General features: G+C 53.8%; 11 protein-coding genes. 2 read left to right on the top strand and 9 right to left on the bottom strand.

Going from position 1 to position 11,716, the window contains the following annotated elements:
- Window positions 1-426, top strand: a 426-nt coding sequence (locus tag ABWP81_RS01080) for an SWIB/MDM2 domain-containing protein (protein ID WP_353138391.1), incomplete at its 5' end; no start/stop codon positions are given.
- A gap of 59 nt (window positions 427-485) precedes the next feature.
- Here ABWP81_RS01080 and ABWP81_RS01075 read toward each other — a convergent pair.
- Window positions 486-1,694, bottom strand: a complete 1,209-nt coding sequence (locus tag ABWP81_RS01075; protein WP_353138388.1) for an MFS transporter — start codon at window positions 1,692-1,694, stop codon at window positions 486-488.
- A gap of 216 nt (window positions 1,695-1,910) precedes the next feature.
- Here ABWP81_RS01075 and ABWP81_RS01070 point away from each other — a divergent pair, with 216 nt between their 5' ends.
- The gene (locus tag ABWP81_RS01070; protein WP_353138385.1) at window positions 1,911-2,357 is read left to right on the top strand and encodes a tetratricopeptide repeat protein; all 447 of its coding nucleotides are present in this window, start codon (window positions 1,911-1,913) and stop codon (window positions 2,355-2,357) included.
- A gap of 86 nt (window positions 2,358-2,443) precedes the next feature.
- Here ABWP81_RS01070 and clpB read toward each other — a convergent pair whose 3' ends face one another.
- The 8 genes from clpB to ABWP81_RS01030 all read right to left on the bottom strand — a co-directional run bounded on the left by clpB (window position 2,444) and on the right by ABWP81_RS01030 (window position 11,712).
- Window positions 2,444-5,047, bottom strand: coding sequence for an ATP-dependent chaperone ClpB (clpB, locus tag ABWP81_RS01065; protein ID WP_353138382.1), 2,604 nt, complete (start codon window positions 5,045-5,047; stop codon window positions 2,444-2,446).
- A gap of 151 nt (window positions 5,048-5,198) precedes the next feature.
- Window positions 5,199-5,681 carry a molybdopterin synthase catalytic subunit MoaE gene (gene moaE / locus ABWP81_RS01060; RefSeq protein WP_353131851.1) on the bottom strand — a complete coding sequence of 161 codons (483 nt, stop codon included), beginning with the start codon at window positions 5,679-5,681 and terminating at the stop codon, window positions 5,199-5,201.
- A 15-nt stretch (window positions 5,682-5,696) separates the two neighbouring features.
- A complete protein-coding gene (moaD, locus tag ABWP81_RS01055; RefSeq protein WP_353138379.1) occupies window positions 5,697-5,972 on the bottom strand; it encodes a molybdopterin converting factor subunit 1 in 276 nt (91 codons plus the stop codon).
- Window positions 5,969-7,222 carry a molybdopterin molybdotransferase MoeA gene (locus tag ABWP81_RS01050; protein WP_353138376.1) on the bottom strand — a complete coding sequence of 418 codons (1,254 nt, stop codon included), beginning with the start codon at window positions 7,220-7,222 and terminating at the stop codon, window positions 5,969-5,971. Before ABWP81_RS01050 ends, moaD begins: the two co-directional genes overlap by 4 nt.
- The gene (gene mobB, locus ABWP81_RS01045; RefSeq protein WP_353131857.1) at window positions 7,219-7,749 is read right to left on the bottom strand and encodes a molybdopterin-guanine dinucleotide biosynthesis protein B; all 531 of its coding nucleotides are present in this window, start codon (window positions 7,747-7,749) and stop codon (window positions 7,219-7,221) included. The genes ABWP81_RS01050 and mobB overlap by 4 nt, the downstream gene beginning before the upstream one ends.
- A complete protein-coding gene (gene thrC / locus ABWP81_RS01040; RefSeq protein WP_353138373.1) occupies window positions 7,746-9,179 on the bottom strand; it encodes a threonine synthase in 1,434 nt (477 codons plus the stop codon). The genes mobB and thrC overlap by 4 nt, the downstream gene beginning before the upstream one ends.
- A complete protein-coding gene (locus ABWP81_RS01035) occupies window positions 9,179-10,489 on the bottom strand; it encodes a homoserine dehydrogenase (protein WP_353138370.1) in 1,311 nt (436 codons plus the stop codon). The genes thrC and ABWP81_RS01035 overlap by 1 nt, the downstream gene beginning before the upstream one ends.
- Window positions 10,486-11,712 carry a pyridoxal phosphate-dependent aminotransferase gene (locus tag ABWP81_RS01030; RefSeq protein WP_353131863.1) on the bottom strand — a complete coding sequence of 409 codons (1,227 nt, stop codon included), beginning with the start codon at window positions 11,710-11,712 and terminating at the stop codon, window positions 10,486-10,488. The genes ABWP81_RS01035 and ABWP81_RS01030 overlap by 4 nt, the downstream gene beginning before the upstream one ends.
- Between the last annotated feature and the right edge of the window lie 4 nt (window positions 11,713-11,716).

The raw sequence follows: 11,716 nt of genomic DNA, 5'->3' as shown, positions 1-11,716 counted from the left end.
AAAGTAGCGGCTAAAAAACCCGTTGCAAAAAAAGCAGCCCCAGCAAAGAAAGCAGCAGCTGTTAAAAAGCCTGCAGCTAAAAAAGTAGTTGCCAAAAAAGCGCCTGCCAAGAAGGCTGCTCCAACAAAGAAACCAGCTGCTAAAAAAGTAGCCGCCAAAAAAGCGCCTGCTAAAAAGCGCACGCCCAACGCGGCATTTATGAAGCCACTCACACCAAGCGCCGCATTGGCTGCGGTGATTGGCCACACCCCCGTGCCTCGCACTGAAGTTGTCAGCAAAATGTGGACATACATCAAGAAGCACGGTCTTCAAGACAAGGTCAACAAGCGCAACATCAATGCAGACGAAAAGCTCAAGGCCGTGTTCGGCAAAGCCCAAGTCACCATGTTTGAATTAGCTGGCTTGATTGGTAAGCACCTGAAGTAATTCAGTTTCTGCCAAATAAAAAAGGGACCTCACGGTCCCTTTTTTTATTGCAAATACGCCTACGCGTGAACAATCCTTCGCCCCACGCCCAATGCCAGCAACACACTCAGCAACAACACAAAGGCTGCACCTAGCAAGGTGGCTCCATACCACCCGTGGTCCATGAGCATGCCAAAGATAAGTGGAGATATGGCTGAGCCCGTATCAAGACCTGAATACACAATGCCGTACACACGACCTGTGGCGCCCTTGGGTGTGGCTTTCCTGATCATCATGTCGCGAGAAGGGCCGCCCACACCGATGGCCAAACCCGTAGCAGCCAAGATGACCATGGTTAAATTTCCACCCAAAAGGCCACTACCGCACAAGGCCATGAACAAAGCGCCCGTAGCCATACAAGTAGCCACCACTTTGTCGCTGTGGCTAGGCCAGCGAGCCGCCACAAAGCCCCCCAAAAACATACCCGCTGCTGCGCACAACATATACGCCGTCAGCGTGAGGGTGGCAGCTTCAAACGTGACTTGGTGCATCGCTTGCAAGATAGAAACAGAAAAACTTTGCACGACCGACAACGTCATCGTGGAGAGTAAGAAAAAACTAAAGCACCACCACACCACTGGAATTCTCAGGAAGTCCAAGGTACTGCCTTCACTTACGGTTTGCTTGTGAAGCAGCACCTCAGCATGCAGGTGTTCGCGCTGCCAAAAAAGCAATGCAAAAATGCCAACAAACAACAAAGCTGCACCCACATAAGCCATACGCCAGTCGAATGCAGCGCTCAAGCCCACCATGAAGACGGGCGCTAACGCCCAGCCTAAATTTCCCGTGAGTCCGTGCGCACTGAAGGCATAGCCCAAGCGTGGCGCAGACACTTTTTGATTGAGGATGGTGAAATCCACGGGATGCAGCGCGCAGTTACCCAACCCTAACAATGCAGCCCCCAACATCAGGCCCGCATAGCTGTTGGCGACAGACACAGCCATACACCCCGCTGCCATGACCAAGAGCGAAACAAACAACACGGGCCGCGCCCCTAATCGATCCACCACAAAGCCAGCAGCCGCTTGTCCAATGCCAGAGACAGCGAAGAACACTGTCATTAAAAAGCCCAACTCGGAATAGCTCAAGCCAAAGGTGCTGATGAAAACGGGAAACATAAGGGGCAGCAGCAGTTGAGAAAAGTGCGAGCTGGCGTGTGCAATGCCCACCAAACCAATGACAGTTGCGTCATCGTGCCAAGGGTTGGATGCGGGGTTCAAAGTGGTCATATAAACGTAGCGAAAAGTATTTGTACATCCTACCTGCTGCACACCGATTTCGCCAAGCAGGGATGAACAAGCCCCCCCCCCTAAAAGCCATGTATTCAGACCCACTCCGATCTCTAGATAACGGTTAGCCCCAGAGCCTGAAGGTGGTTGCAAAAGTACGTCATTGCAAGCCGATAAACTTTGTGAAAACCCACATTTTGGAAACACCTACCCATCATGAAAAAAAACCTATTGACCCTATGTCTGTTCTGGGCCTTGTCTTTGTCTTGCATCGCAAGGGACGTTACTGCTGAGTTGTCCCCGCCAGAATGGTTCACCCAAGCGCGCCAAGCCATTGACGTGAAAAACTACGAGTTAGCCATCCATGTACTCACACAAGCCGATGAAAAGCAATCTGCTGATTGGCATAACCTGATGGGTTTTAGCCTGCGCTCCAAAACACCTATCGAGCGAGCGAAAGCTGAACAGCATTACAAAGCGGCGCTAGAAAAAAACCCTATGCATTTAGGCGCCTTGGAGTATTACGGCGAGTTACTTTTGTTGAAAAATGATGTGTCGGGTGCAGAAACCCTGCTGAAACGCTTGGAGAAAATTTGCCCTTCAGGATGCGATGAGTTGAGCGATCTGCAAAAAAGTGTGGCGAATTTCAAAGCCAAAAAATAACCTTCAGTAAGACATAACCCAGTTGGGGCCAAACTTGGCCCCAAAGTGCACAAGGTAGGAGATCGACCTAAGTGAGTGTTGGCGTATCAAACCTCAGTCTTGTTGAACGCAAACTCACCAGGCGCACGCACAGGGTCGACACTAACCGCAATCGTGTCTTTAGGCAAAAACTTGCCTTCCAACAACAACTTAGACAATGGGTTCTCAATGCGCTGTTGAATCGCACGCTTCAGAGGACGCGCACCATACACGGGATCAAAGCCCACCTTGGCTAACTCGGCCAAAGCGGCGGGTGACACATCGAGCGCCAAGTCCATCTTGGTCAAACGGGCCGCCAGAATTTTGAGCTGAATACCCGCGATGCTAGCAATGTGCTCTGCGTCCAAGGCATGGAACACGACAGTCTCGTCGATGCGGTTCAAAAATTCTGGGCGGAAGTGCGATTTGAGCTCATCCCACACAGCATCTTTGATGTCTTGAGGGTCTTGGCCCACCATGCTTTGGATGATGGGTGAGCCAATGTTGGACGTCATCACAATGACCGTGTTTTTAAAGTCCACCGTGCGCCCTTGGCCATCGGTCAAGCGGCCATCATCGAGCACTTGCAGCAATATGTTGAACACATCGGGGTGAGCCTTCTCTACCTCATCAAGCAACAACACACTGTAGGGCTTGCGACGCACAGCCTCAGTCAAATAGCCGCCTTCGTCGTAACCCACATAGCCGGGAGGTGCGCCGACCAATCGGCTGACCGAGTGCTTCTCCATGAACTCACTCATGTCGATGCGAATCATGTGGTCTTCGTTGTCAAACAAGAAGCCTGCTAACGCTTTACACAGCTCGGTTTTACCCACGCCAGTTGGACCGAGGAACAGGAATGAACCGGTGGGGCGATTCGGGTCGCCCAAGCCCGCACGCGAGCGGCGGATGGCATTGGCAACTGCCGTGATGGCCTCTTCTTGGCCCACCACACGGTCGTGCAATTTGTCTTCCATTTGTAAGAGCTTGTCGCGCTCACCTTGCATCAGCTTGGACACAGGAATGCCCGTGGCACGCGCCACCACTTCGGCAATTTCTTCGGCCCCCACTTGCGTGCGCAAAAGGCGATGTCCACCGGTGGCGGCAGTCTTGCTGCTTTCGCGCGCGTTGACTTCTTTCATGCGCTTTTCAAGCTCTGGCAATTTACCGTATTGCAGTTCTGCTACTTTGTTGAATTCGCCCTTGCGGGTGAGTTCTTCAATCTGGTGGCGCAAACGGTCAATTTCTTCTTTGAGTTGAGCACCGCCGTGGGCAGATGACTTTTCCGCCTTCCAAATTTCATCGAGGTCAGCGTACTCTTTGCCAATCTTTTCAATCTCTTCTTCCAGTAATTCCATGCGCTTTTGCGAAGCTTCGTCTTTTTCTTTGCGCACAGCTTCGCGCTCGATCTTGAGCTGAATCAAGCGACGGTCCAGCTTGTCCATCACCTCAGGCTTGGAGTCGATTTCAATTTTGATTTTTGCAGCAGCCTCGTCAATCAAATCAATGGCTTTGTCGGGCAGGAAGCGGTCAGTGATGTAGCGGTGACTCAGCTCGGCTGCAGCCACGATGGCGGGGTCGGTGATCTCCACACCATGGTGCACTTCGTACTTTTCTTGCAAGCCGCGCAAAATGGCTATGGTGGCTTCGACCGTAGGCTCGCCCACAATGATTTTTTGGAAACGACGCTCTAGCGCTGCGTCTTTCTCGATGTATTTGCGGTACTCGTTCAGCGTGGTGGCACCCACGCAGTGCAACTCGCCACGCGCCAATGCCGGCTTGAGCATGTTGCCGGCGTCCATCGCGCCATCGGCCTTGCCTGCGCCCACCATGGTGTGCAGCTCGTCGATGAACACAATGGTTTGGCCTTCATCTTGCGCCAACTCTTTAAGCACGCTTTTCAAGCGCTCTTCAAACTCACCACGGTATTTCGCACCCGCCAGCAAAGCCGCCATATCAAGCGACAACACCCGCTTGCCTTTGAGCGAGTCAGGCACCTCGCCTGACACGATGCGCTGTGCCAAGCCCTCAACAATCGCGGTCTTGCCCACGCCTGGCTCGCCAATGAGCACTGGGTTGTTTTTGCTGCGGCGTTGCAGCACTTGAATGGCGCGGCGGATTTCGTCGTCACGGCCAATCACGGGATCCAGCTTGCCTTGACGCGCACGTTCGGTCAGGTCCATGCAGTATTTTTTAAGCGACTCGCGTTGCCCTTCGCTCTCGGCGTTATCCACTTTTTGGCCACCGCGCACGGCTGTAACTGCGGCCTCTAACGATTTGCGATTTAGTCCGTTTTGCGTGGCGAGCTTGCCCCAATTAGCTTTGTTGTCGCATATGGCGAGCAAGAACAATTCGCTGGCCACAAACTGATCACCCCGTTTGATGGCTTCTTTTTCAGCCGCTTGAATCAAAGACTGGGTATCGCGCCCCACTTGCACCTGCTCTTGGCCTTCGACCTTGGGCAAGCGGTTCATCGCGTCTTCGGCCGCCGACAACAAGCCGGACACATTGGCGCCTGTACGCTGCAATAAAGACTTGGGACCATCGTCTTGACGCAACATGGCCACCAACACATGTGATGGCTCGATGTAGGCGTGGTCGCCACCCAAAGCGAGCGACTGGGCATCGCCCAGAGCTTCTTGAAACTTGGTGGTGAGTTTGTCGATACGCATGGGAACTCCAAGAAATGGATTGAATGAATTGTTATCTGAGGCTGCTGCGTCTTATTTCAAGATCTAACAGGCCCATCGGTTTTGATCTGGGTCAAAGCACAACACATTCAATCATTTGCCGACGCATCAGTCAGTGCGGTGGCGCACACCGTTATTTGAGCGTGGTGTTGGTTACTTCAATGCCCCAGCGGGCTAAAGCTTGATCGTCGCTCACGCGGGCGTCTACCCAGCGCGCACCTTCGGGCGTAAGCTCTTTTTTCCAAAACGGTGCTTGAGTTTTGAGGTAATCCATCAAAAACTCGCAAGCCTTGAAGCTCTCGCCTCGATGCGCTGAGGTGACGGCCACAAAAACAATTTGGTCTTCGGGGTGCAGCAAGCCCACACGGTGAATCACGCGAGCAGCAAAGATATCAAAACGCTTTTTGGCTTGGTCCATCATGGCCGCGATGGACTTCTCAGTCATACCGGGATAGTGCTCGAGCTCCATGCTGGCGACCGAGCTGCCGTCGTTGCGCTCACGCACCGTACCCAAGAATGAACACACCGCCCCCACCCTTGCATCACCCCCACGCAAGGAAGCCAGCTCTTGGCTGACATCAAAGTCTTGGATTTGAATGCTGACGGAGAATGACATGACTTGCCCTTCGGTTTAACCGCCCGTGACGGGTGGGAAGAAAGCCACTTCACAGCCTTCGCTCAATACCGCAGACTCTTCGCATAAATCTTGGTTCAAAGCCATGCGGACGGCTCGACCATGCGCCAAAACTTGAGCATATGCACCACCACGCAAAATGAGTTCTTCACGCAGGGAGTCGAGCGTGACCGCTTGCGTGACAACGTTTTCGCTGCCCTGCCCAATGGCTTCGCGGATGGAAGCAAAGTACTTGAGCTTCACGTTGAGGGTCACGTTGAAGTTCGTGCTCATGCCAGCCACTCCGCAAAGGAAATAAAACGTACGTTATCGCCTTTAGCTATGGTTTGCCCAGCAGGGTTATCCACCACACCGTCGCCCCACACTGCTGAGGTAAGCACGCCAGAGCTTTGGTTATGGAACAGATCCAGCCCCCCTGCAGGGTTGCGTTTGACACGCAAAAACTCTCTACGTTTGTCAGCGCGGGGCCAATCGAAATGGGCCTGCATCTCGGTGCGTGCGATATCGGTCTTAGTCACACCTTGCAAGGCCAACACGAACGGACGCACCAATAATAAAAAGGTGACAAAGCTGGAAACAGGGTTGCCGGGCAAGCCCATAAAGTGGCAAGCATCGCCCACACTTTCGATGCCACTGTCGCGATGCACCTTGCCAAACGCAAAGGGCTTGCCAGGCTTGATGGCCAGTTGCCACAAGTTCAATACGCCCAAAGCTTCCACAGCAGGTTTGATGTGGTCTTCCTCCCCCACCGATACACCGCCGCTGGTCAGAATCAAATCATGGTGCCGGGCCGCATCGTGCAAAGCAGCCATGGTGGCGTCCCGCTTGTCAGGCACGATGCCAAGGTCGGTCACTTCACAGCCAAAGCGCTGCAACAGGGCACGCAAGAAAAAGCGGTTGGAGTTGTAAATAGCGCCGGCTGACATGGCCTCGGGGGCCACGTCTCCTGGCATGACCAACTCATCGCCGGTGGAAAACAATGCCACACGCGGACGTGCAGACACTTGCAACTGAGCTAACCCAATGCTAGCCGCCAAGCCTAACTCAGCGGGCGTCAAGCGCGTGCCTTGGGACAGCACTTTGGCACCGCGTGTGACGTCTTCACCCGAACGGCGGATCCACTGTGCTGCGGGCACTGCTTTGTTTACTTTGATTTGGTGGCCCTCTAAGGCTTCACATTCTTCTTGCATCACCACGGCATCTGCACCGGGTGGGATGGGTGCGCCGGTGAAGATGCGCGCAGCTTCACCTGCATTCAACTGTGTGCCGTGTGTCCCCGCCGGAATACGCTGTGTCACGCGCAGCACCGCACCCGCCTGCTCACAATCTGCCGCACGCAGGGCATAGCCATCCATCGAGCTGTTGTCTTGCGGCGGCACTTGCAAACCAGCTATCACATCTTGCGCAAGCACACGGCCATCGGCATCAAAGGTGGACACCCACTGCGCACCGGCCAATGCATGGGCTTGCGTCAGCAATTGCGGCAACGCTTCATCGAGTGAGAGCAAAGCAGGTCGGGTCATAGCATAGGTGGGTTGTATTCGAAACGGTCTTCATTGGCCACTAACCACTCGGTAATGGCAAAAGGGTCGTTGAGGTCGAGCACGGGGCGCAGTGTGGTCTCTGGCATGTCTTGTGGTGAATCGGTGGCAATGGCCACCACAAAATCATCACTTGGGTAGCGCACGGGCTGCTCAGACGCTTTGCGCCAAACTTCCACCTTCAACAAATCACTTTTCTTAAAGCCCTCGACCAAGACCCAATCCACCCCGTCGTAGACCTCAGCCAACAGGTGGTGCACCGACAACTGAGCAGGCTGCTCAAACTGTCGTTGCAAGACCAAGCGTTGGTTGGATGCGACCAGTACCTCAAACGCGCCGGCCTCGCGGTGGCGCCAGCTGTCTTTGCCGGGCTTGTCGATGTCAAAGTTGTGGTGCGCGTGTTTGACCACGGACACGCGCAAACCGCGCATGCGCAGGCAGCCAATGAGTTGCTCGACCAAGGTTGTTTTGCCTGACCCAGAATAACCAGCAAAGGCGACGACCTTCATGCGGGGTCGCAGTGCTGAGTGATGTAGGCCTTGATTTGCGCCAAATCAGCGCTCATCACGTGGACACGTTTAGGCAAAGATTCGATACCCTCAAACTTGGCTGGACAATGTGGCTCTTGACCCAAAGCCTCCACGATAGTGGCTGCAAATTTGATGGGCAAAGCGGTTTCCAACACGATCATGGGCACACCAGGCTTGACGTGTTCACGCGCCACTTTCACGCCGTCTGCGGTGTGGGTGTCAATCATCTGACCGAAGCGTTTGTAAACATCTTGGATAGTGGCCAAACGGTCGGCGTGGGTGCTCTTGCCACTGGCAAAACCGAAGCGGGTGGCTGCTTGCGAAAAGTGAGCATTGCCGCTTAAATCAAATTTCCCGTGTGTAGAAATTTGTGCGCCAAACAAGTCCTTGGTAAGCGCCGCGTCGCGACCGAGCAAATCAAACACAAAGCGCTCGAAGTTGCTGGCCTTGGAAATATCCATCGATGGGCTAGAGGTTTCGTGTGTGTCGGCACTGCCGCGAACGCGGTACACGCCGGTACGGAAGAACTCGTCAAGCACATCGTTTTCGTTGGTGGCGGCCACCAATGTATCGACAGGCAAGCCCATCATGCGGGCCACATGGCCAGCACACACGTTGCCAAAGTTACCACTTGGCACGGTGAAGCTCACCTTTTGGTTGTTGGCTGTGGTGGCTTGGAAATAGCCAGCAAAGTAGTACACCACTTGGGCCAACAAACGTGCCCAATTGATGGAGTTGACGGTGCCGATTTTGTATTTGGTTTTGAAGTCCAAATCGTTGGATACCGCTTTGACCAAATCTTGGCAATCGTCAAACACGCCCTCGATGGCGATGTTGTGGATGTTCTCGTCCATCAAGCTGAACATTTGCGCTTGTTGGAACGGGCTCATGCGGCCGTTCGGGCTGGTCATGAATACGCGCACGCCCTTTTTGCCACGCATGGCGTATTCAGCTGCGCTGCCGGTGTCGCCACTGGTCGCACCAAAAATATTCAGTTCTTCGCCACGGCGCGCCAACTCGTATTCAAACAAGTTTCCAAGCAACTGCATGGCCATGTCTTTGAATGCGAGCGTGGGGCCGTTTGACAACGCCTCGACACACAAGCCGTCCTCTAAAGGGCGCAAGGGCACGATGGCTTTGGTGCCGTACACCTCTTGTGTGTATGTTTTGACGCACAAGGCCTTAAGGTCAGCAGCAGGGATGTCATCAATGTAGAGCGACAGCACGTCAAACGCCAAAGCTGCATAGCCTTGGGTATTGAAGGTGGCGCGCAAACGCGCGAGGGCTGCATCGTCCAGTTGTGGGTAGTGCTCGGGCAAATACAGACCGCCATCGGGGGCCAAGCCCTCAAGGAGGATTTCACAAAAACGCTTGCGCTCGGCATGGCCGCGCGTGGACAGATACAGCATCAGTTCAACTCTTCTTTGCGGATGCGGGTGATAGGGGCTAACACAGTGCTGAGTTGTTGCATTTCAGCAAGGGCTTGGCTCATCTTGGCTTCCACGCAATCGTGGGTCAAGATGATGAGGTCGGTGTGGCTCTCGCCCTCACCGGCTTCACGTTGCAACACAGCATCAATGCTGATGTCGGCATTAGCCAAAATACCAGTGACCTTGGCAAGCACGCCAGGTTGATCCGCCACACGCATACGCAAGTAGTAGCTGGTGACCACTTCGGCCATCGACAAAATGGGCAAGCTGCTCATGGCATCAGGCTGAAATGCTAAATGCGGCACGCGGTTGAGTGGGTCTGCGGTGTGCAAACGGGTGATGTCCACCAAGTCGGCAATCACCGCGCTGGCGGTGGGCTCGCTGCCCGCACCTTTGCCGTAATACAGCGTTGTGCCCACGGCGTCAGCATGCACCATCACGGCGTTCATTGCGCCTTCGACGTTCGCAATCAAGCGCTTGGCTGGCACCAAACAAGGATGCACGCGCAGCTCAATGCCTGTGGATGTGCGCTTGGAAATACCCAAGAGCTTGATGCGGTAGCCAAGTTGTTCGGCGTATTTGATGTCTTGTGCCTCAAGCTTCGTGATGCCTTCCACATAGGCCTTATCAAACTGAACCGGCACACCAAACGCGATGGCCGACATGAGGGTGACTTTGTGGGCTGCGTCCACACCCTCGATGTCGAAGGTGGGGTCAGCTTCGGCATAGCCAAGCGCTTGCGCTTGCTTAAGCACGTCGTCAAAAGCCAAACCTTTGTCCCGCATTTCAGACAAGATGAAGTTGGTCGTGCCGTTGATGATGCCAGCCAACCATTGAATGCGGTTGGCAGTGAGGCCTTCGCGCAATGCTTTGATGATTGGAATACCGCCGGCCACAGCGGCTTCAAACGCTACCATCACGCCCTTTTGATGTGCAGCAGCAAAAATTTCTGTGCCGTGCACAGCCAGCAACGCCTTGTTGGCGGTGACCACATGCTTCCCAGCTTCAATGGCTTCAAGTACCAGTTGTTTGGCAATGCCGTAGCCGCCAATGAGCTCAACCACGATGTCGATGTCAGGATTGGCGATGACTTTTCGGGCATCGTCCACAACTTGCACATGAGCGCCCACGATACTTTTGGCGCGCGCCACATCAAGGTCAGCCACCATCGTGACTTCAATGCCACGACCTGCACGACGTTTAATTTCTTCTTGGTTACGGTTGAGCACTTCAAACGTGCCGCTGCCTACAGTGCCAATGCCTAATAGGCCTACTTGAATCGGTTTCATGCTGCTGATTTATTTCTGTAATTTTCGAGGAATTTTGCGATGCGTGAGATGGCCTCACGCAAGTCGTCTTCGTGGGGTAGAAACACAATCCGGAAATGGTCTGTGGCCTTCCAGTTAAAGCCAGTACCCTGGACCAACATCACTTTGGTTTCTTGTAGCAATTCCAAGAAAAACTGTTGGTCGTCTTTGATGGGGTAAACCTTGGGGTCTAAGCGCGGGAACATATACAAGGCTGCATGAGGCTTTACACATGTCACGCCAGGAATGGCTGTAATCAGCTCGTAGGCCAAGTCGCGCTGCTTACGCAGACGCCCGCCCTCGCCCACCAAGTCATTGATGCTTTGGTAGCCGCCCAAAGCAGTTTGAATCGCCCACTGACCGGGGACGTTGGCACACAAACGCATGTTGGAGAGCATGTTGAGGCCCTCGATGTAATCGGCAGCTGGTTTTTTATCGCCCGACACCACCAACCAACCCGCACGATAACCGCACGAGCGGTAGCTCTTGGACAGCGAATTAAAGGTGAGCGTCAACACATCGTCGCTCAAACTGGCCAGGGGCGTGTGCTTGACACCGTCGTACAAGACCTTGTCATACACCTCATCCGCGAAGATCACCAAATCATGCTTGCGCGCAAGCTCAACTATTTGCAATAACAATTCGTCCGAGTACAAAGCACCGGTTGGGTTATTAGGGTTGATCACCACAATACCTTTGGTGTTCGGGGTGATCTTGGAGCGAATGTCTTCGATGTTGGGCATCCAACCGTTGTCTTCGTCGCACAAGTAATGCACGGGGGTGCCGCCAGACAAACTTACCGCAGCAGTCCACAACGGGTAGTCTGGTGCGGGTAACAACAACTCGTCGCCGTTATTGAGCAACCCGTTGGTGGCCATGACGATAAGTTCGCTCGCACCGTTACCTAGGTAAATGTCCTCGAGGGTGACGCCTTTGATGCCCTGTTTTTGCGTCTCGTGCATCACCGCTTTGCGAGCACCAAAAATGCCTTTGCTGTCCGAGTAGCCTGCCGAATTAGGCAAGTTCCGGATCATGTCTTGTTGAATTTCTTCGGGCGCATCAAATCCAAACACGGCCAAATTGCCGATGTTGAGCTTGATGATCTTGTGGCCCTCCTCCTCCATTTGACGCGATCGGTCCATGATGGGACCGCGAATGTCATAACAGACGTTGGACAGCTTGTTGGATTTTTGGATCTGCTTCAAAGTC

Source organism: Limnohabitans sp., assembly GCF_040401135.1.
Taxonomy (GTDB): Bacteria; Pseudomonadota; Gammaproteobacteria; order Burkholderiales; family Burkholderiaceae_C; genus Limnohabitans.
This window is presented reverse-complemented; position numbering and strand designations above follow the sequence as displayed.